Genomic DNA, 20,025 nt, shown 5'->3' with positions numbered 1-20,025 from the left:
ATGCTGAAGTACAGACTGAGGAGTAAGAGAGTCGAAGAACTCGTTGAGTATGCACAGGCTGGATTCAAGGAAGCCATCGACCTCATTGTTGAGAAGTATTACCCTATGGTTGTTAAGATCGCTTCTCAGTATTTTGCAAGCTGGGCCGAACATGAAGATATAGTTCAAAACGGCCTTGTAGGGTTGATAAAGGCGATTTTCTACTACGATAGAACCAAAAGCTCTTTCACGTCTTTTGCGTGGAGGAGTGTTGATTCAGAGATAAAGTCATTTCTCACTTATCTGAACAGAAAGAAAAACAGGATGCTCTCAGACGCTGTGAACGTGGATGGCATGGAAAAGGAGGAAGATGACGCGCCTTTTGAGGTGCCCGATAGCGAAACCGACGTTGCCAGAAGCGCGTTTTCTGGCATAATTTTAGAGATGGTTCTTGAACTATTGAATGAAAAAGAAAAAGAGATCTTTCTCAGATGGCTGGATGGATACTCGTACGGCGAGATAGCGAAAGAATTTGGTGTGAACACGAAGAAAGTTGACAACACGGTTCAGAAGGTGAAGAGAATGATTTCTGGATTAGGGTGATAGAAGATGAGAAAAGAGAGTCTCGTAACGTTTTTTGCTTCTTTGATAGTCATCGCTATTTTACTCTTCTTCGTGCTGTCCGTTTTCAATTTCTATTTTTTGAAGAAACTTGAAGCCAGGATGGACGAAATGGAAAAACAGTTTCAATCTACACTGAAGAGTTATGAGGAACGACTGAAGGTGGTAGAAGAACTTCTGACCCCCAATTCCATTATCAGTCGCTATATAACTGCGTACGAATACTTTGAAAAAGCCAGCGTGGATTTCGAAAGGATATTTTCTGAGATCGAAGACGATCCCACAACTGGATACATTAGGATCTTCGTCATAGGGAACGACCCCGTGTGGATCACCGTCAAGGGCGGAAATGAAGTGCTCTTTTCAAGGGACGTGAAGCCGGGTCTTTCACCTTACAAGTTTTTCTACTACAAAAAACCGAAGATCTCTACAGAATACGATATTGTAATACCACGAGACGCCACTTTAATAGTAGGGATTCCAAACAGAGTGTTCCTACTCGTTTTCGGGGTTGGTACAACCTACCATCCCACAAAGATCGTTCAGGTGCAGCAGACCCGGATAGACAACATCGAACGTGATTTGAAGCTTTACATACCTAAATAAAAGCACAAGGAGGGACTTTCGTCCCTCCCATACTTTGTGTCTTGTCTTCATCGGGTCAGGGGGGATCGGGGGATGAGGGACATGCAAGTTAGAATTTAACTGATCTCAGTAACATCCTCTTGAAACGATAAAAAAGAACGCCTTAAATTTTCTTGAAAAACCCTTGAAAAAAAGGAGGGGTGAAATGAAACATATTCTGATCAAGGATTTGAGGTTTTTCGACTACCCGAGAGGCTGGTTGTTTTTTCGGAGAGAACTGGACAACGCAAAACTTGAACTTTTGAATCACATCTTGAGGACATTTGAGGGGGTGTTTGTATTTATAAACCTCTTTTCGGAAGAGGTGGACCCTCTTGCCGCTGAGGAATTCATAAAAGACTACATTCCTCAAAATTCAATCGTTCTGGATGAAATTGTGGATTATCTCGATGTCTCTGTTGAACGAAGACTGGATTTTTCTTACCCTGAATTCACGTCTTCCCCTCTTTCTGAGAGATGCGAATGCCTCGTGTACGATGGTGAAAAATTCGAAAGAATAGATCTTTCGAGTTTCAGAGTGAAATTCGAAGAAAAAAGTGTTTTCGACGAATTGATGGAAGTTTCCGAGGAGTCTTTTACCCTTTTGAAAGGAATCCTCTGGGATCAAGAAGTCGAGAGAATAAAGAACAGAAGAAAAGTAAAGTTCGTTGGTAAAATCTTGAAAAAGAAAAATCGACCAAAGCTTGATGCATTGCTACTGGAAGAAATCGAAACGGGGGATGAAACATGAAAATAGAGCGTGTACACGTTGAAGGGTTTGGAAAATTCGAGAATTTTTCTTTCCCCCTGAAAAGCGGGTTGAACATCATCTTCGGGGGGAACGCAGCCGGCAAAACCACCTTAGCTAATTTTATAAGATACTGCCTCACGGGAGAGCTTCTTGAACTTGAAAACTACAAACCCTGGTTTTCGAACAGGTTTGGAGGATACCTTGAAACGAGTGAAGGAAGAGTGGAATTTGGCCAGGGAAGACTGGATTCCGAACTGTTTTCCTTCACTTCCTTCATGTCGGAGGGAGTGGATAGCACTCTCAACGGTTCGAAAAAGGTTGCTTCTTTCCTTATGGAAAGCTACAGAAACGCACCCGAGGCGGTGGAACTTGAAAAGATATTGAACGAAGATTTCTCTGGTTTGATGAAGAAGACAAAAGAACTGGAAACTGAGATTTCAAATCTGGAGGAGAAAGTTGAGGCCTGGAAGGAAAAAAGGCGATCACTCCTTCTGGTTTTGAAGAGAAAGAAAGAACTTTCGCGGGATCTTCAGGAGAAAAGAAGACTTCTGGAAGAAGAGATCGATAGATTCGAGAGTGAAAAGTCTGAAAGATTATCTTTTGTGGAAGCCAGAATCAACGAGATGAAAGCAGAACTTCTCCGTGTTGAAAAGGAACTCGAGGAAATCGAAAGGAAAACAGCGGTTCCCGAAGAAAGAGTTCGTGAAGCGATCGAGCTTGCCCAGAAACTGGATTATTTGAGGGAACGCGGTAAGGAACTGGAAAAGGAGATAGAATCACTCAAGGAAAAATTGAGAGATACGGAAGAAAGACTGAAAACGATCATGAAAGATTTCTCCGTCAACAGTCTCGAGGAACTGAAGCTCAAGTTGGAGAACATGAAGTTACAGATAGAACTGGTGGAAAACGAACAGAGAACAAAGCTGAACGAGATAATAGGTCATCTCAGAGAGCCTCTCAGGGAAATCGATGAAAAACTCGAAGAAACCCAGGCAAAAATCGAAGATGCAGGGGATGACATGAAGCGCGTTGACAAAACGCTTTCTATTTTCAGGATTTTTGTTGCCATTTTTCTGGCCTTTGCTCTGGTTTCCATCATCTTTGCCTTTCTCAAACCGGGATATCTGTTCTTTTATCTGGCACTGGCTGGAACAGGTGCTTCTGTGGTTTCCATGTGGAACTATTACAGGTTGAGAAGAAAATTGTTTGAACTTGAAAGTGAGTTCATGAATCTTTCGACACAAAAGAGGTCGTTGATCGAGAAAAAGAACCAGATCGTAAGCAAACTGAAGGAAACCGCAGGTGTTGATAACATCGAAGAACTCGAAAAATTTCTAAGAGATCAGATTGTGAAGAAGGTTTTCGAAAGAATGCCAGTTCTTTCAAAGTACGGGAGTGAACCAAGGAAAGCGATTGAAAACGTGGAAGAACAGATGAGAGAACTCCTGATTTTGAAAAGCTCCGTTGAGACTTCTCTGTCCGACAAGAAGAAGAACCTGGAGGAACTGCAGGAGTACTCTAAAGAGCAGGGAGAAGTACTGAAAAACACGCTGAAGGAAATAGAAGTCGACAACGAAGATGAATTGATAGTGTTGAGAGATCTTCTGGAAAGACGTGCGAATTTGAGGAAAGCTAAAGATTCTCTGGAAAAAGAAATCGCTAACCTCATGAAAGAAAAAGAAGAGATAGAATCAACCAGATCGAACACGAAAATAGAAGAACTCAAAAGAAAAGTGGAACAGATAGAAAGTGAATTGGAAAAACTCGTGGTTTCACCTCTCAAAGAACCTTTTGATGTTCTGGAAGCACTTTTCAGAAAAAAAGTTGAACTCAAGATTCTTGAGAGGATCATTGGTTACATTCCCGAGTTCAAGGAGCGAATCAGGAAAGAACACGAAGAACTGTTGAGGGGTTACACAAGGGATCTGGCAGCAGAATTGACGGATGTTTACAGAAGGTTTTTCAAAGAAAATCAGGTTTTCAAGGTTTCTCCGGATCTGATGGTGACAATCAATGTCCCCGAAGAAAGAAAGGTCGTCGATGTGTTGAACACCTCCGCCTTGAAACTTCTGAGTTTTCAGATGAAGAGGTTCATAAGTCGTGTTCTGGAAGTTGAAAGCCCCCTTGTTGTAGACAACACTTTTGTCGATTTGGACGATGAGAAGATAGACCTACTCTGGCAGGAACTGAAAGAGGTGTCCAAGACCAGACAGGTTGTACTATTCACCAGCGACAGGAGGCTTTTGAAAGAAAAACCTGTTTTGAAACTTTAGTTACAGATCATCTCTCTGCTGCACCTTTCACATTCTAGCTGAACGGTGGTGTGGGTGATCCCGTATTTTTTCAATCTTTTCTCTATTTCATCTATGATCTTCTGGGCGTCTTTCAGTTCCATGTTGTCCACTTCAACGTGACACTCGAAGTGGATTTCTTTCTCTCCCACTCTCCAGGCGTGAAAATGGTGGGCGTTCCTCACACCTTCTATTTTTTCAATTTCCTCCTTTATTTTCTCAAAGTCCAGGTTCGGTGAAGCTTCCATGAGGATCTCAAAGGACTCTTTCACTATTTCATAAGCCTCTTTGAACATGTATAAGGCTATAACGAAGGCGAGAACAGGGTCGAGCCAGTATATTTTCCAGACCCTCATGAAAACAGCCCCAAGAACCACAAGGATCGAGGACAGGGTGTCCGCGATGAGATGCAGGTACGCGGATCGAACGTTCATACTTTCTTTGCTGTGGGTGTGAAGAAGGATGACGGAAAAGAAGTTGGCAGCGAGACCTATCGAGGAGACGAGGAGAAGCACCGACGTGTGAACGGTGGCGGGGTTCCCCAATCTTTTCACCGCTTCGATGACAACGAGTGTTGAAACAACGAAGATGGATACGGAGTTCAAGAAAGCCACAATGATTTCGCTTCTTCTGTAACCGAAGGTGTACTTTTTGTTTTTCGGTTTCTCGCTGATCTTCATCGCGATGAAACTTCCAATAAGACTCATGGTATCGGAAAAGTTATGAAGGGAGTCGCCCAGAAGGGCGAGACTCCCGGATATCAAGCCACCGACCACTTCAGAGAGCGTTATGATGGCGTTCAGCCATATAGAGAACAGCAGTTTCTTCTTCACGTGTTTTGCCTCCTCACACGTAAGCTGTGAGATCGAGCAGACCGTGGCCGCTCAGAGTGAATACTATCACACGTTCTTTTCCTTCTTCTTTCGCTTTCTTTGCTTCTCTTATAGCTCCTGCAATGGCGTGGGCGGATTCCGGAGCGGGAATTATCCCTTCAAGCTTTGCGAATGTCTTCGCTGCCTCGAACGTTTCGTCCTGATCGAAAGCCTGTGCCTCCACGAGCCCTTCTTTCACGAGTCTTGCGATTATCGGAGCGGAGCCGTGGTATCTGAGACCTCCCGCGTGTATCTTTGGAGGAATGAAGTCCTTTCCAAGGGTGTACATTTTCAACAGGGGTGTAAGCCCCGCTGTATCACCGAAGTCGTAATCGTAATTCCCTTTCGTCAGGGATGGACACGCGGCGGGCTCGCAGGCGACGAACCTGATATCTCTTCCGGAGAGTTTATCTGGAACGAAGGGAAGAATTGTTCCTCCAAAATTCGATCCTCCTCCATGACATCCCAGTACAACATCTGGTTTTTCACCTATGAGTTCGAGCTGTTTCTTGATCTCGAGGCCTATAACTGTCTGGTGAAGCAGAACATGATTCAACACGCTTCCAAGGGAGTACTTCGTGTTCGGATCAGACACAGCCACTTCCAGTGCTTCACTGATGGCGATACCAAGGCTACCTGGATTGTCCGGATCTTCGCTCAGGATCTTTCTTCCGAAGCTCGTTTCTTCACTGGGACTTGGAGTTACCTTTCCTCCGAAGAGGTTCATCATGTATTTTCTCATCGGCTTTTGCTGGTAGCTGACCTTCACCATGAACACCTTCACTTCCAGTCCGAACTTGGCACCGGCGTATGAGAGGGCACTACCCCATTGTCCCGCTCCTGTTTCTGTGACGAGTCTTTTGACTCCTTCTATCCTGTTGTAGTAGGCCTGGGCGATGGCCGTGTTCGGCTTGTGGCTTCCAGTGGGGCTCACTCCTTCGTACTTGTAGTAGATCCTCGCAGGGGTCTGAAGGTACTCTTCTAAGAAAGTGGCTCTGATGAGGGGAGTGGGTCTGTAAACGGCGTATTCTTTCAGAACGGGCTCGGGTATTTCGATGAAACGCTCTTCTGAGACCTCCTGTTCGATCAAACTCATGGGGAAGATAACAGAGAGCTTCTCGGGTGAAATGGGTTGTTTCGTTTCGGGGTCCAGCGGCGGATCGAGTTTGAACGGAAGATCTGCGAGTACGTTGTACCAGTGCTTTGGGATTTCCTCAGGTTTCAAATTCACAACAATTCTCATATTCCCCCTCCTTCAGTGATATAATCTTCCTTGAGGTGAAGAGCTTTGATAAACAAACATGTTATTTCCGAAAAGATCAAGAAGGCTATCATTGATGCCAACATAAAGATCAATCCAGAGGTAGAAGAAATCATCGAGCGGTACGAAGGTCCCTTTTCAGATATAATAAAGGAAAACTACCGCGTTTCCAAAGAGGAAAAACTTCCACTCTGTCAGGACACAGGGATAGTGGAATTCTTCGTCTTCATCGGTCACGAGGTAAAACTGGAAGAACCCATTGAGGAAACTCTGAACAGAGCCGTTGGAGAGGTGTACAGCGAGTATCCTTTTCGTTATTCGATCGTCACCGATCCACTCTTTGAAAGAATCAACACTGGAACGAACACTCCCGCAATCGTCCACATCTTCCAGGTGAAGGGAAAATCCCTTGAGATCAGATTTCTGGTGAAAGGTGGAGGCAGTGAAAATCTCACGGTTCTTCGTATGATGACTCCCACCTCGGATGTGGAGAAAGTCAAAGAATTCGTTGTCGAGCATATCAAAGAACACGGAGCAAAGGCCTGCCCGCCGCTCCACGTGGGTATCGGAATCGGAGGAACAGCCGACAAGGCCCTTCTCCTGTCGAAGCTGGCGCTTACGAAGAGCTTCGAGGAGAGGAACAAAGATCCAAAATACGCAGAACTCGAGAAGGAACTCGAAGAGGAACTCAACTTTCTCGGAATAGGCTTTCAAGGTCTCGGAAAGGGTATCACCGTTTACTCCGTTCACATAGAACATTTTCCGACCCACATCGCCACCCTGCCGGTTGCCGTTTCGGTGGATTGTTACCTCTGCAGAAGGGGGAAAGTGACTTTTGAGGATTGAAGATCTGAAAGCCGGTCAGGAAATTCGTTACTCCGGTAAGCTCATCGTGATGAGAGATCAAGCTCAAAGACGTTTGAAAGAGATCGTCGATAGAGGAGAAGAACCACCGGTGGATCTCAGGGGGCAAATTGTCTTTTACGCGGGCCCTGCCAAAACACCATCCGGAAAGCCTGTGGGTGCCATAGGACCCACCACGAGTGCTCGAATGGATGATTACCTGGAGATGCTCTTCGATCTTGGGGTCACCGCAACGATAGGGAAGGGAAAGCGTTCAAAAAAGGCGATAGAGGCCTGCAGAAAATGGAAGAGGGTTTATTTTGTTACACCAAGCGGCACAGCCGCTGCCCTCTCGAAGAGGGTGAAAAAGTCGAGAGTTTTGGCCTTTGAAGACCTCGGGCCCGAAGCGGTCTATGAAATAGAAGTGGAGGACTTTCCCCTTATTGTGGCGATCGACAGCAGCGGGAACACGATTTTCAGGGAGTGAGAGATATGGATGCGCTCGAGATACACAGATTTCTGAAGGGAAAGATAAGAACTATCCTTCCTGTCGAAAAGGTTGACAGGGAGATGCTATCTCTGCTCTACACACCCGGTGTCGCGGACGTTGCCAAAATCTGCGCTGAGAACCCAGAAAAGACCTACATTTACACCTCGAGATGGAACATGGTTGCCGTTGTTTCGGATGGAAGCGCCGTTCTGGGACTCGGTGATATTGGACCTTACGGTGCCCTTCCAGTGATGGAAGGAAAAGCCTTTCTTTTCAAAGCCTTCGCCGATCTCGACGCCTTTCCCATCTGTCTTTCCGAATCTGACGAGGAAAAAATAATCTCTATCGTTAGGAGTCTTGAGCCGAGCTTTGGTGGAATAAATCTTGAAGACATAGGAGCGCCGAAGTGTTTCAGAATCCTTCAGCGTCTTTCGGAAGAGATGAACATACCCGTCTTCCACGATGACCAGCAGGGAACTGCAGTGGTGGTTTCTGCAGCTTTTCTCAACGCGTTGAAACTCACGGGGAAGAAGATCGAAGAAGTAAAGGTGGTTGTGAACGGTATAGGAGCCGCCGGCTACAACATCGTGAAGTTTTTGCTCGATCTTGGTGTGAAAAACGTTGTGGCTGTCGATAAAAACGGCATCCTCAACGAAAGAAACCCAGAGACCTGTTTGAACGAGTATCACCTCGAAATCGCACGCATCACCAATTCAGAAGGATTGTCAGGTGATCTTGAAACAGCCCTAGAAGGCGCTGATTTCTTCATAGGTGTTTCGAGGGGAAACATTCTGAAACCAGCGTGGATAGAGAAAATGAACAGAAAACCTGTGATATTCGCCCTCGCAAATCCAGTACCTGAGATAGATCCAAAACTCGCGAGGGAAGCGGGTGCCTTCATCGTGGCGACGGGAAGGTCAGATCATCCAAACCAGGTGAACAACCTCCTCGCTTTTCCCGGTATTATGAAAGGAGCTGTGGAGAAAAGATCTAAGATCACAAAGAATATGCTTCTCTCCGCCGTGGAAGCCATCGCTCGTTCATGCAAACCAGAACCAGAACGCATCGTTCCAGAAGCCTTCGATATGAAGGTTCATCTGAACGTTTATACCGCTGTCAGAGATTCAACGTGAGAAAAACTTCAAACTTTTCTCCCCCTGCCATCCAAGAACGATGTAATCTGAGTTGAAAATTCTGAATACAAAGATCGTGGTGACGACGGAAAAGATGAGAAGGTACAGAATTCCCGAGAGAATGAGACCATATTCCCCATAAAAAGTCAGCTTCGGAGACATTATGGGATGAGAGAAAGGAATCAGGAAAACAATTACCTTGAGAATTCCTGGAAGGTTCGAAAAATCCATGATCATGTTCGCTATCATCGGAACCAGTGCGAGTATCGAAATGGGAAACGTGAGAAGCTGAGCGCTGCTCTCGTTTTTTGCCATCATACCGAGTAGCATACAGAGAGAAAGGCCAGCCAAGATGGAAAGAAAGAGACTCAATCCCATCAGTAGAAAATCTACGGTTTTAAAGTTCAATCCCATTCCCTGAACATCCTGCGTTAGAGAATTCAGGTAGCTGTAGAAGCCTGCCATGTATATTCCCGCAAAGATCAAACCACCGATCGCACTTCCCACGATCTTTGCGAGTGCGATGTGTTCCCTTTTCACAGGCATCGTGAGGAGTGTCTCGAGAGTTTTGTTCTCCTTCTCAAGTGCGAGTGAGGTGATGAGGGAAGATCCTGACATGACAATCAGCATCATGATCAGAATGGGAATCGTTATGTTTTGAGAGTAGAAGACGTTCATTATCTCTTTTGGTGAGTGATTTTCAAAGAGTTTGCCCTTCAAATAGGTATGTTGAACGACTTCGAATGGATTGAACAGAAGCTGGGCTTTTTTCGGATCATTCAGTACAAATGAAGCGAGTTGCACTTTGAGGGATTCGATCAGAGATGAGATCATACCTGTGGAGACCGCTTCTGACAGGCCGGTTCCTCTCAAGTACCACACAATTTCCAACCGCGCTTTTTCACCTGATTCCAAGCTTTGAGAAAAACCCTCGGGTATCACAATGATCGCAGAAGCCCTTTCCTTTTTCACAGCTTCTTCCGCTTCTTTCAGATCACTTCCTGCGTATACGATGTCCACTATATTGCTGAGAGCTTTCTCTGCGAATTCGGCGATCGTTCCAGTGTCCTCTCTCACAATCGCCACCTTTTGACCAACGTTGGATTTCTCTACGGCGCTTTTGAACACGTTACCCAGTGAAGCGTACAGAACAGCCATCACAACGACAGAGACGATCGTCCCCAGATTGAGAAGCTCTTTTATCTCTTTCTTCAGAAGTCTTCCGAACATTTCACCACCTCCTCGAAGACCTCTTCGATGTTCTGTGCTCTGTACTTTTCTTTGAGTTCTTCGGCGGTTCCCGTTTCCACGATCATTCCGTTGTGGATCAGCGCTATTCGATCACAGAGGAGCTCTACTTCGAGCATGTTGTGAGAGGAGAGCAGTATGGTGAGACCTTCCTGAGATGCCCGTTTCAATATCTTTCTCACCGCTCTTGCGTTGAGGACATCGAGACCGGAGGTGGGTTCGTCGAGGATGGCGAGACGAGGATTCACCATCAAAGACCTCGCTATGAGGAGTTTTCTCACCATACCTTTGCTGTAGGTTGAGATTCTTTCTTTTATCTTTTCACCGAGATCGGCGATCTCCATTGCCCGTTCGATCATCTCTTCCATCTCACTTGAACTGGAAGCGTAAAAACCCGCAACGAATCTCAGATACTCGATTCCCCTCATGTTCCTGTAGGCACCCGCTTCTTCGGGAAGGTAGCTGATCAACTTCCTCACTTCGTGTGGCTCTTCGACAACGTTCTTTCCGAATACGGTGACAGTTCCGGAAGAAGGTTTGATCAGCGTTGAGATGATCCTGAGTGTGGTGGTCTTCCCCGCACCGTTTGGTCCTATGAGACCAAAGATCTCTCCTTCTTGGATCTCAAAAGAAATTCCTTTCAGGATCTCTTTCTTTCCAATGCTTCTTTTCAGATCCTTTACAATCACTGCCTCCATCGATACACCCCCTATTCTGAGATTATCATCCCCCTGTTGTTCACTCTCAGCTTCAGAACGTCTTTGAGATAAGGAATTCCGTCGAAGTTGTTTATGCTGGAACAAACAGAAGGACCGGATCCACTCACAAACCAGTATTCGGGATTTTTTGACAAAATGGCTTCCACAAACTCTTTCATCTTCCTGTTGCCGTTTATTCTGTAGTTCTGGTGAAGACGATCTCCTACGTATTTCAGGGCCTCTGTGATCTTTCCGGCTGCGATCTTTGCAAGGAACTGGCACGAATTCTTTATGTTGAAAACAGCGTCTTCAAAAGGAACCTTCTCCGGAAGGATCTTTCTCATTTCATTCGTGCACATTGAAAAGTTCGGAACGAGAAAGGTGAGAGAAAGGTCGATTTCGAACTTTTCAAAATCAAAGTGACTTCCGTTTTGATAACAAACAACGAGACCTCCTGTGAAGGCGGGAACAACGTTGTCGGGATGGCCTTCCAGCTCCGCAGCGAGTTTCATGAGATCTTCCCGTGAAAGGTTCCTACCTGTTCCTTCGTTCGCAATGTGGAGTGCCGCAACGATCACGGCTGCGCTCGATCCAAGGCCACTCGACACAGGAATGTTGCACGTCTGCTTGATCCAGACAGGTGGTACCCTGTACCCGGTTCTTCTTTCGAAGAACTCGAAGACTTTGAAAAACAGATTATGATCTTTCAAATCCGGTGCGTATTTTCCAACACTTTCTATGGTTGTCTCTTTCGTATCGAAGGAAAACTCTACCTCGTTGAAAAGATCCAGCGCGAGTCCAAAGACATCGAATCCCGCTCCGAGATTGGTTGTTGTGGCCGGCACCAGGATCTTCATATGTCGAGTACCTCCAGAATCTCTTCTACTCTTCCTTCTATGGTCCTTGGGGGCTCAAGCTGTGAGATGACGATGTTTGGATCCTTCAAACCGTTCCCGGTGAGGGTACACACGACGGTTTCTCCACCTTTGAAGATTCCCTGCTTGTGCTTCTTCAAAAGACCCGCTATTGAAGCAGCGGACGCGGGTTCGCAGAAGATTCCCTCTTTCTGGGCTAAGAGCCTTTGGGCACGTAGTATTTCTTCGTCGCTCACCATGTCGATGTCTCCGCCAGATTCGTCGCGTGCCCGCACCGCTTTTTCCCAGTTTGCGGGGTTACCAATCCTTATGGCAGTGGCGATCGTCTCCGGGTTTTCTATGGGATGGCCGCGAACTATGGGGGCAGCTCCTTCCGCCTGGAATCCCATCATCTTCGGCAGTTTGGTAGAGAACCCATGCTGGTAGTACTCTTTGTACCCCATCCAGTAAGCGGAGATGTTGCCCGCGTTTCCCACGGGTATGAAATGGTAATCCGGTGCATCGCCGAGCTCGTCGACTATCTCAAAAGCGGCCGTTTTCTGCCCTTCGAGTCTGTAGGGATTGATGCTGTTCACGAGTGTGATGGGATATTTAGATGTGATTTCCTTGACCAATTCCAGACACTTGTCGAAATTTCCTCTCACCTGAAGCACCACAGCGCCGTATATCATCGCCTGAGCCAATTTTCCGAGCGCGATCTTCCCTTCCGGTATCAGAACGATCGCCTTTATTCCCGCCCTTGCTGCGTACGCGGCAGCGGACGCGGAGGTGTTTCCCGTCGAAGCGCACATGATGGCTTTCGAGCCTTCTTCCAGTGCTTTTGCGACGGCAACGACCATTCCTCTGTCTTTGAAGGACCCCGTCGGATTGGCCCCTTCGTATTTTACGTAGATGTTTATTCCGAGTTCCCTACTCATGTTCACGAGGGGTATGAGAGGAGTGTTCCCTTCATTCAAAGAGAGCATGGGGGTTTTGTCTGTTACGGGAAGAAATTCTCTGTACTTTTCGAGTATTCCCAATTTCATCACTCCCTGTCCAGTTCGAATCTGCTGTGGATCGCCTTCACGGCATCCTCCACGTATTTCCCGTCTATGATCACAGAGATCCTGCTGTTCGATGCACTGATCATATCGATGTTGATCCCCTCGTTCGCCAGTGTTTCAAAGAGAGTGGCGGAGATTTCAGGTGTTGAGGTGAGGTTCACCCCTACGATGGAGACCTTTGCGAGTCCTTTTTCAATGATGATTTCTTTTGCGTCGCTTCTTGTTTTCAAAAGGTCGATGTCGAGTTTTCCAAGCTGGGATTCTGGAACGATGAATGCTACAGTGTTGTACTCTCCATTTTTCATTCCCTGTATGATCATGTCGATGTTCACTCCCATCTGTGAGAGAGTTCTCATAATCCGTGCTGCAACACCTGGTTTATCTGGCACGTCCTTCAAAACGACTTTCGCCATACCATCTTCAAAGGTAACCGCCCTGACGATTGGATTCTCCACTTTTGTCCCCTCCCATATGAGAGTTCCACGAGTCTCCTTGTGTGCGTTCTTTATGAGAACCTTGACACCGTACTTTCTCGCGAATTCTGCCGCTCTTGCCTGCAGCACCTGGGCACCGTGTCTTGAAAGCTCGATCATCTCTTCCCAGGAGAGCTCTTTTATCACCCGCGCGTTCTTTACGATCCTGGGATCCGCCGTGTACACCCCGTCCACGTCTTTGTAGAGTTCACACAGATCCGCTCCCAGTGAGTAAGCGAGAGCGATCGCTGTGAGATCCGATCCACCCCTCCCGAGGGTGGTGATGTCCCCCGTCTCGGTTATACCCTGAAACCCGGCGACGACAGGTATGAAATCTTGTTTCAAATACCTCGAAATGATATCCGTGTTGATATCGATGATCCTTGCCGATCCGTAACGTTTGTCGGTTATGATCCTCAGTTGATTTCCAGTGAAGGAAATCGATTTGTAACCTCTCTTTCTGAGTGCGATACTCATGAGAGCCACGCTCTGTATCTCTCCTGTCGAAAGAAGGAGGTCGAGTTCTCTCGGATCAGGGTTTTCGTCGATTGTCTTTGCGAGTTCTATCAGGTGATCTGTGGTGTCTCCCATAGCGGAAAGTACGACAACGGGTTTCACACCGCTCTTCTTCCTCTTTATGATCTTCTCGGCCACCTTCTCGAGTTTTTCCACATCGGAGATGGCGGCTCCACCGAACTTCATCACCACAACTGAGAACTTCTCGGCACCACCGAGAACTTTGTACTTCGCCACTCTGAAGAGATCCGCTATCACGGCGCTGGCGGTGGGATATCCACCCGCTCCCCTTCCCTTCAAAAGGAAATCTCCAGCGAGATCGGTTGAAACTTCTATCGCGTTGTCCACACCGTCCACGTTGAAGAACGGATCCTCCGGTGTTACTTCTCTCAAACGCACCTCGTATCTGTTTGTCGCAAAGTCGAGTTCTCCGATCAGCTTCAGCTTTCTTCCAGAGCGAACGATCTCCTTGAGATACTCCGGATCTATTCTGGTTATGCCTTCAAACTGCACGCTGTCTATGCCCGGGAACCTTCCCGTTACCACACCGGCCAGAACGGAAACCTTGTACGCCACGTCGTAACCTTCGATGTCGTTTGTAGGGTCAGCCTCAGCGTAGCCAAGATCCTGAGCCTCTTTCAAAACTTCTTCGAAAGATCTTCCCTTGCTCATCTCCGTGAGGATGTAATTCGTTGTTCCGTTCATTATTCCACGTATCCTTGTGACTTTCTGAAAGATCAGATAATCCTGAAGGAGAGATATTATGGGAATACCCCCACCCACAGATGCCTCGAAGAAAAGCTTTCGTTTCTTTATGTACTCTAAGAATTCATTGCCGTACTCGGAGATGAGATTCTTGTTTGGGGTTACCACGATTCTCCCCAGCTCCAAAGCACGTCGCACGAGATCGACCGCCACGTCTGTCCCACCTATTGCTTCCACAACCACGTCGCTGTTCAAGATGAGATCATCGAAATCGAAAGCTATCTCCTCTTTCGACACACCGAGTAGTTCGTATTTTTTAGGAGAGCGATTTATCACCTTTGAAATGATGAACTTTTCACCGACTCTTTTTTCTATTTCATTTCCTCTTTCTTTCAGTATGCGATATATACTGCCGCCCACAGTTCCAAGCCCCGCGATTCCTACCCGCACTTTTCTCACTCCCTGGGAAGAGTTTGTGAACATTTTAAAGGATCGATATGTTCGCATCTTATCCTAAATTTTACATTTTCATGATAAAAATGCTACTTCTAACAAAAAATTCGATTCAACAACTTGACATTTTAAAGCGAGTGATATACCATTCCTAAAAACCCCTCTTGATTTATTTATTATTCCAGATCTGGTATAATCATTCAACCTCCGAGAGGAGTGGTTCACGTGAAGATGAAAGGTTCAAAGATGTTATTTGAAGCCCTTCTGAGGGAAGGAGTAGATACGATTTTCGGTATCCCTGGTGGTGCAATCATCAACGTATACGACGAACTCTGCAATTACGAAGATAAGATAAAATTCTATCTCTTCAGACACGAGCAGGGAGCCACACACGCGGCAGATGGTTACGCGAGGGTCACGGGAAAACCCGGAGTGGTCATCGTCACTTCCGGACCGGGTGCCACGAACACGGTCACGGGCATAGCCACAGCCTACATGGATTCGATTCCGATCGTAGTGATCACCGGTCAGGTTCCAACTTCTTTAATAGGAACCGATGCCTTCCAGGAAGTGGATGTCACAGGAATCACCATGCCCATTACCAAGCACAACCATCTCGTCACAAGTATAGAAGAACTTCCTTACGCGATAAAAGAAATGTTCTACGTTGCCACAACGGGGAGACCAGGACCCGTTGTCCTGGATTTTCCAAAAGATATACAAACGGCCGAAGGAGAATTCAATTATCCCGATACGGTAGAAATATTGGGGTACAAACCCACGGTGAAAGGTCATCCCAAACAGATAAAGAAAGCGGTTGAACTCTTGAAAGAGTCGAAACGCCCTGTTGTCATTGTAGGTGGTGGAGCGAATCTTTCCGGTGCAATGGATCTCGTAAACCAGTTCATCGACAAATTCAGGGTTCCCGCTGTCAGTACCCTCATGGGACGTGGGGTTAACCCTTCCGATGAGAGACTTTACTATGACGGAATAGGAATGCACGGTACTTACTATGGAAACTACGCTGTGGCCAACGCGGATCTTGTCATCGCCCTCGGTGTGAGATTCAGCGACAGGATCCTCGGAAATCCCAGGACATTCGCAAAGAACGCCAAGATAGTCCACGTTGACATAGATCCCGCCGAGATCGGGAAGAACGTAAGGGTAGACGTGCCCATAGTCGGTGATCTGAAGAGTGTCCTACAGGAATTCTTGAAATACGAAATCGAGACGGACTTCTCAGACTGGGTCGAAGAGCTTCAGGAGATAAAGAGAAAGCACCCGCTCACCTACAAGAGGGATGGGAAGCTCATAAAACCTCAGTACGTTGTGGAAAAGGTGAACGAAGTCTTTCCAGATGACACGGTGGTCGTTGCGGATGTGGGACAGAACCAGATGTGGGTTGCACAGTTCTACAAATTCAAACATCAGAGGTCTTTCCTGTGTTCCGGAGGACTTGGAACGATGGGATATGCCCTTCCTGCCGGGATAGGAGCCAAAATAGGAGTTCCTGACAGAGAAGTTGTAGTCTTCGCCGGAGACGGTGGTTTCCAGATGAACATACAGGAGCTCATGACGATAAAGAGATACAACCTCCCTCTGAAGATCATCGTGATGGACAACAAAGCGTTGGGAATGGTGAGACAGTGGCAGCAACTCTTCTTCAATTGCAGATACTCTGCCACTATTCTGTCTGACAACCCGGATTTCGCGAAGATAGCGGAAGCCATTGGTATAAAAGCGATGAGAATAGAGAAACCCGATCAAGTCGATGAAGCGATCGAAAAGCTCGCAATGTCCAGAGAACCGATGCTCATCCACGCCGTCGTTGATCCCGCTGAGAACGTTCTTCCGATGGTGCCACCGGGAGGAGACGTGGGGACACCACTTCTTGAAGCCCCATACGATGAAACTTTCGTGGAAAGAGTTCTGAAGGTCATCGAAGAGGGCAGGAGAGGTGATGAAAGATGACGAACCAGATTCGGGAACATCTTGTATCCATGCTCGTCCACAATAAACCTGGTGTGATGAGGAAAGTGGCGAATCTGTTCGCCAGAAGGGGATTCAACATCAGCAGTATCACCGTTGGAGAATCAGAAACTCCGGGTCTTTCAAGGCTCGTCATCATGGTAAAGGGCGATGACAAAACGATCGAGCAGATAGAAAAACAGGCCTACAAACTCGTGGAGGTTGTGAAGGTAACTCCCATCGATCCCCTTCCAGAGAACCGTGTGGAGAGAGAAATGGCTCTGATCAAGGTGAGGTTCGATGAGGACAAACAGGAGATCTTCCAGCTCGTCGAGATATTCAGGGGTAAGATCATCGATGTTTCCAGAGAAGGTGCGATCATAGAGATCACTGGCGCAAGGAGCAAAGTAGAGGCCTTCATAAATCTACTTCCTCAGAAGCAGGTGGAAGAAATAGCGAGAACAGGTATCGTGGCCATGAACAGATGGAATGTAAAAGAAGGGGAGGGATTCTGATGGCAGTGATTTATTATGACAAAGACGCGGATCTCGAACTGATCAGGGACAAAAAGATCGCGATCATAGGGTACGGAAGTCAGGGGCATGCGCACGCGTTGAATCTGAAAGACAGCGGTCTCAACGTCGTGGTTGGATTGAGGGAGGGAAGCAAGAGCTGGAAAAAAGCGGAAGAACAGGGTTTAACCGTGAAAACCATAGAAGAGGCGGCAAAAGAGGCCGACATCATCATGATGCTCATCCCAGATGAGAACCAGCCGGAGATCTACAAAAAATACATAGAAAAACACCTCACCGAGGGTAAGATGCTGATGTTCGCCCACGGGTTCAACATCCACTATCACCAGATCATACCTCCGAAGAACGTGGATGTGACGATGATCGCTCCGAAGAGCCCTGGTCACATCGTGAGAAGAGAATACGTTGAGGGAAGGGGTGTGCCGGCTCTCGTAGCGGTCTATCAGGACTACACCGGTAAAGCCAAAGATATAGCGCTCGCTTATGCCAAAGGTATCGGTGTGACAAGGGCGGGTGTGATAGAGACGACCTTCAAGGAAGAGACGGAAACGGATTTGTTTGGAGAGCAGGCGGTCCTCTGTGGTGGAGTAACGGCTCTCATAAAAGCTGGTTTCGAAACTCTTGTGGAGGCGGGTTATCAACCGGAAATAGCTTACTTTGAGTGTCTCAATGAGCTCAAGCTCATCGTTGACCTCATCTACGAGGGTGGTCTCTCTTTCATGAGATACTCCGTCAGCAACACCGCGGAGTACGGTGACTACATCAGTCAGGAAAAGATCGTTACAAAAGAAGTGAGAGAGAACATGAAGCAGATGCTCAAGGACATTCAGACGGGAAAGTTCGCCAAGGACTGGATACTCGAAAATCAGGCGGGAAGACCCTACTTCTACACCATGAGAAAGAAAGAATCAGAGCATCTCATAGAAAAAGTAGGAAAAGAACTCAGAAAAATGATGTCTTGGCTCAAGGAGAGGAACGTGGATGAGGAGTGATGTGATAAAGAAAGGTCTCGAAAGGGCTCCCCATAGATCACTTTTGAAAGCGCTCGGAATAACGGACGACGAAATGCAAAGACCGTTCATCGGTATAGTGTCTTCGTGGAACGAGATCATTCCCGGCCATGTCCACCTTGACAAGGTCGTCGAGGCGGTGAAAGCCGGTGTGAGGATGGCCGGGGGAGTTCCTTTTGTCTTCCCAACGATCGGGATCTGTGACGGAATAGCCATGGACCACAGGGGAATGAAATTTTCGTTGCCCTCGAGAGAGCTCATAGCAGACTCCATAGAGATCGTTGCCAGCGGTTTTCCATTCGATGGTTTGGTCTTCGTTCCCAACTGCGACAAGATCACACCCGGCATGATGATGGCCATGGGAAGATTGAACATCCCGTCCGTTCTGATATCCGGAGGTCCCATGCTTGCAGGTCGTTACAACGGCAGGGACATCGATCTCATCACCGTCTTCGAAGCGGTTGGTGGACACAGAGTGGGAAAAGTCGATGAAGAAACGCTCAAAGCGATAGAAGACCTCGCGTGCCCCGGAGCCGGTTCGTGTGCCGGATTGTTCACCGCAAACACGATGAACTCCCTGGCGGAAGCTCTCGGAATTGCACCGAAGGGGAATGGGACCGTCCCGGCCGTTCATGCGAAGAGGTTGAGAATAGCGAAAGAAGCGGGAATGCTCGTTGTGGAACTTGTAAAAAGAAATATAAAGCCTAGGGATATCGTCACTCTGGACTCTTTCATGAACGCTGTTATGGTGGACCTCGCAACAGGAGGCTCCACCAACACGGTTCTGCATTTGAAAGCGATAGCCGAGAGTTTTGGAATCGATTTCGATATAAGGGTCTTTGATGAACTCAGCAGGAAGATCCCTCACATCTGCAACATCTCTCCCGTTGGTCCGTACCACATACAAGATCTCGACGACGCCGGTGGCATTTACGCTGTGATGAAACGTCTCCAGGAAAATGGTCTTTTGAGAGAAGACGTCATGACCATCTATCTGAAAAAAATGGGTGATCTCGTCAGGGAAGCTAAGATCCTGAACGAAGACGTGATCAGACCCTTCGATAATCCATACCACAAAGAGGGTGGGCTCGGAATTCTCTTTGGAAACCTCGCTCCAGAAGGGGCGGTTGCCAAACTCTCTGGTGTTCCTGAGAAGATGATGCACCACGTTGGTCCAGCCGTTGTCTTTGAAGATGGGGAAGAGGCAACAAAAGCCATTCTCTCAGGAAAGATCAAAAAAGGAGACGTGGTCGTGATCCGCTACGAAGGACCAAAAGGTGGTCCTGGTATGAGAGAGATGCTCTCACCCACCTCTGCCATTGTGGGAATGGGCCTTGCGGAGGACGTGGCTCTCATCACGGACGGTAGGTTTTCGGGAGGATCACACGGTGCTGTGATAGGGCACGTTTCTCCGGAAGCGGCAGAAGGTGGTCCTATAGGTATCGTGAAAGACGGGGACCTCATCGAGATAGATTTTGAAAAGAGAACCCTGAACCTCTTGATCTCAGACGAAGAGTTCGAAAGGAGAATGAAAGAATTCACACCTCTGGTTAAAGAAGTGGACAGCGATTACCTGAGAAGGTACGCGTTCTTCGTTCAGTCAGCAAGCAAAGGGGCGACCTTCAGGAAGCCCTGAGG

18 protein-coding genes are annotated in these 20,025 nt (G+C 47.3%); 11 read left to right on the top strand and 7 right to left on the bottom strand.

What is annotated here, in order from left to right:
* The 4 genes from AS158_RS05890 (at position 1) to AS158_RS05875 (ending at position 4,248) form a co-directional block, all read left to right on the top strand.
* On the top strand, positions 1 to 582 hold the full coding sequence (locus AS158_RS05890) for a sigma-70 family RNA polymerase sigma factor (RefSeq protein ID WP_165304702.1): 582 nt from the start codon (positions 1 to 3) through the stop codon (positions 580 to 582).
* Between the two features lie 6 nt (positions 583 to 588).
* Entirely contained in the window at positions 589 to 1,206 is a 618-nt protein-coding gene (locus AS158_RS05885; RefSeq protein WP_165304701.1) for a hypothetical protein, read from the top strand.
* 184 nt (positions 1,207 to 1,390) lie between these two features.
* Positions 1,391 to 1,975 (top strand): hypothetical protein, encoded by a 585-nt coding sequence (locus tag AS158_RS05880; protein WP_165304700.1) that lies wholly within the window; start codon positions 1,391 to 1,393, stop codon positions 1,973 to 1,975.
* A complete protein-coding gene (locus AS158_RS05875) occupies positions 1,972 to 4,248 on the top strand; it encodes an AAA family ATPase (RefSeq protein WP_165304699.1) in 2,277 nt (758 codons plus the stop codon). Before AS158_RS05880 ends, AS158_RS05875 begins: the two co-directional genes overlap by 4 nt.
* On the opposite strand, the gene AS158_RS05870 is transcribed toward AS158_RS05875, so the two are convergent.
* Together AS158_RS05870 and AS158_RS05865 are read right to left on the bottom strand one after the other, a co-directional pair.
* Positions 4,245 to 5,099, bottom strand: a complete 855-nt coding sequence (locus AS158_RS05870; RefSeq protein WP_165304698.1) for a cation diffusion facilitator family transporter — start codon at positions 5,097 to 5,099, stop codon at positions 4,245 to 4,247. The two genes, AS158_RS05875 and AS158_RS05870, sit on opposite strands and share 4 nt — an antisense overlap.
* A gap of 13 nt (positions 5,100 to 5,112) precedes the next feature.
* Positions 5,113 to 6,381 (bottom strand): TrpB-like pyridoxal phosphate-dependent enzyme, encoded by a 1,269-nt coding sequence (locus tag AS158_RS05865; protein ID WP_165304697.1) that lies wholly within the window; start codon positions 6,379 to 6,381, stop codon positions 5,113 to 5,115.
* Positions 6,382 to 6,426: 45 nt separating this feature from the next.
* Here AS158_RS05865 and AS158_RS05860 point away from each other — a divergent pair, with 45 nt between their 5' ends.
* From AS158_RS05860 to AS158_RS05850, 3 genes are read left to right on the top strand one after another with little or no spacing between them, the layout of a single operon-like run.
* The gene (locus tag AS158_RS05860; RefSeq protein ID WP_029683199.1) at positions 6,427 to 7,245 is read left to right on the top strand and encodes a fumarate hydratase; all 819 of its coding nucleotides are present in this window, start codon (positions 6,427 to 6,429) and stop codon (positions 7,243 to 7,245) included.
* Positions 7,235 to 7,729, top strand: coding sequence for a FumA C-terminus/TtdB family hydratase beta subunit (locus AS158_RS05855; protein ID WP_038054646.1), 495 nt, complete (start codon positions 7,235 to 7,237; stop codon positions 7,727 to 7,729). The genes AS158_RS05860 and AS158_RS05855 overlap by 11 nt, the downstream gene beginning before the upstream one ends.
* 5 nt (positions 7,730 to 7,734) lie before the next feature.
* The gene (locus AS158_RS05850) at positions 7,735 to 8,865 is read left to right on the top strand and encodes an NADP-dependent malic enzyme (RefSeq protein WP_165304696.1); all 1,131 of its coding nucleotides are present in this window, start codon (positions 7,735 to 7,737) and stop codon (positions 8,863 to 8,865) included.
* Here the strand turns inward: AS158_RS05850 and AS158_RS05845 are convergent.
* The 5 genes from AS158_RS05845 to AS158_RS05825 are packed head-to-tail and all read right to left on the bottom strand — an operon-like array spanning position 8,857 to position 14,873.
* Positions 8,857 to 10,095 carry an ABC transporter permease gene (locus AS158_RS05845; protein ID WP_165304695.1) on the bottom strand — a complete coding sequence of 413 codons (1,239 nt, stop codon included), beginning with the start codon at positions 10,093 to 10,095 and terminating at the stop codon, positions 8,857 to 8,859. The two genes, AS158_RS05850 and AS158_RS05845, sit on opposite strands and share 9 nt — an antisense overlap.
* Positions 10,077 to 10,811 (bottom strand): ABC transporter ATP-binding protein, encoded by a 735-nt coding sequence (locus AS158_RS05840; protein ID WP_038054640.1) that lies wholly within the window; start codon positions 10,809 to 10,811, stop codon positions 10,077 to 10,079. Before AS158_RS05840 ends, AS158_RS05845 begins: the two co-directional genes overlap by 19 nt.
* Before the next feature lie 11 nt (positions 10,812 to 10,822).
* Entirely contained in the window at positions 10,823 to 11,668 is an 846-nt protein-coding gene (gene thrB / locus AS158_RS05835) for a homoserine kinase (protein WP_038054638.1), read from the bottom strand.
* Entirely contained in the window at positions 11,665 to 12,711 is a 1,047-nt protein-coding gene (gene thrC / locus AS158_RS05830) for a threonine synthase (protein ID WP_038054636.1), read from the bottom strand. Before thrC ends, thrB begins: the two co-directional genes overlap by 4 nt.
* Positions 12,711 to 14,873, bottom strand: a complete 2,163-nt coding sequence (locus tag AS158_RS05825) for an aspartate kinase (protein WP_038054634.1) — start codon at positions 14,871 to 14,873, stop codon at positions 12,711 to 12,713. The genes thrC and AS158_RS05825 overlap by 1 nt, the downstream gene beginning before the upstream one ends.
* A 228-nt stretch (positions 14,874 to 15,101) precedes the next feature.
* Here AS158_RS05825 and ilvB point away from each other — a divergent pair, with 228 nt between their 5' ends.
* The 4 genes from ilvB to ilvD are packed head-to-tail and all read left to right on the top strand — an operon-like array spanning position 15,102 to position 20,023.
* Positions 15,102 to 16,847, top strand: a complete 1,746-nt coding sequence (ilvB, locus tag AS158_RS05820; RefSeq protein ID WP_038054632.1) for a biosynthetic-type acetolactate synthase large subunit — start codon at positions 15,102 to 15,104, stop codon at positions 16,845 to 16,847.
* Positions 16,844 to 17,359, top strand: a complete 516-nt coding sequence (gene ilvN / locus AS158_RS05815; protein WP_038054630.1) for an acetolactate synthase small subunit — start codon at positions 16,844 to 16,846, stop codon at positions 17,357 to 17,359. The genes ilvB and ilvN overlap by 4 nt, the downstream gene beginning before the upstream one ends.
* Positions 17,359 to 18,369 carry a ketol-acid reductoisomerase gene (gene ilvC / locus AS158_RS05810; protein WP_165304694.1) on the top strand — a complete coding sequence of 337 codons (1,011 nt, stop codon included), beginning with the start codon at positions 17,359 to 17,361 and terminating at the stop codon, positions 18,367 to 18,369. Before ilvN ends, ilvC begins: the two co-directional genes overlap by 1 nt.
* Positions 18,359 to 20,023 (top strand): dihydroxy-acid dehydratase, encoded by a 1,665-nt coding sequence (ilvD, locus tag AS158_RS05805; RefSeq protein ID WP_038054627.1) that lies wholly within the window; start codon positions 18,359 to 18,361, stop codon positions 20,021 to 20,023. The genes ilvC and ilvD overlap by 11 nt, the downstream gene beginning before the upstream one ends.
* Positions 20,024 to 20,025 lie beyond the last annotated feature (2 nt).

Origin of the sequence: Thermotoga sp. 38H-to (assembly GCF_011057665.1) — a bacterium.
Classification (GTDB): Bacteria; Thermotogota; Thermotogae; order Thermotogales; family Thermotogaceae; genus Thermotoga.
This window is presented reverse-complemented; position numbering and strand designations above follow the sequence as displayed.

Excerpts from the sequence above, each read along its gene's own strand:
- AS158_RS05880 (WP_165304700.1), top strand. The coding sequence starts at position 1,391 with ATGAAACATATTCTGATCAAGGATTTGAGGTTTTTCGACTACCCGAGA.
- thrC (WP_038054636.1), bottom strand. The coding sequence starts at position 12,711 with ATGAAATTGGGAATACTCGAAAAGTACAGAGAATTTCTTCCCGTAACA.
- AS158_RS05890 (WP_165304702.1), top strand. The coding sequence starts at position 1 with ATGCTGAAGTACAGACTGAGGAGTAAGAGAGTCGAAGAACTCGTTGAG.
- ilvC (WP_165304694.1), top strand. The coding sequence starts at position 17,359 with ATGGCAGTGATTTATTATGACAAAGACGCGGATCTCGAACTGATCAGG.
- thrB (WP_038054638.1), bottom strand. The coding sequence starts at position 11,668 with ATGAAGATCCTGGTGCCGGCCACAACAACCAATCTCGGAGCGGGATTC.
- ilvD (WP_038054627.1), top strand. The coding sequence starts at position 18,359 with ATGAGGAGTGATGTGATAAAGAAAGGTCTCGAAAGGGCTCCCCATAGA.
- AS158_RS05885 (WP_165304701.1), top strand. The coding sequence starts at position 589 with ATGAGAAAAGAGAGTCTCGTAACGTTTTTTGCTTCTTTGATAGTCATC.
- AS158_RS05845 (WP_165304695.1), bottom strand. The coding sequence starts at position 10,095 with ATGTTCGGAAGACTTCTGAAGAAAGAGATAAAAGAGCTTCTCAATCTG.
- ilvN (WP_038054630.1), top strand. The coding sequence starts at position 16,844 with ATGACGAACCAGATTCGGGAACATCTTGTATCCATGCTCGTCCACAAT.
- AS158_RS05875 (WP_165304699.1), top strand. The coding sequence starts at position 1,972 with ATGAAAATAGAGCGTGTACACGTTGAAGGGTTTGGAAAATTCGAGAAT.
- AS158_RS05840 (WP_038054640.1), bottom strand. The coding sequence starts at position 10,811 with ATGGAGGCAGTGATTGTAAAGGATCTGAAAAGAAGCATTGGAAAGAAA.
- AS158_RS05850 (WP_165304696.1), top strand. The coding sequence starts at position 7,735 with ATGGATGCGCTCGAGATACACAGATTTCTGAAGGGAAAGATAAGAACT.
- AS158_RS05865 (WP_165304697.1), bottom strand. The coding sequence starts at position 6,381 with ATGAGAATTGTTGTGAATTTGAAACCTGAGGAAATCCCAAAGCACTGG.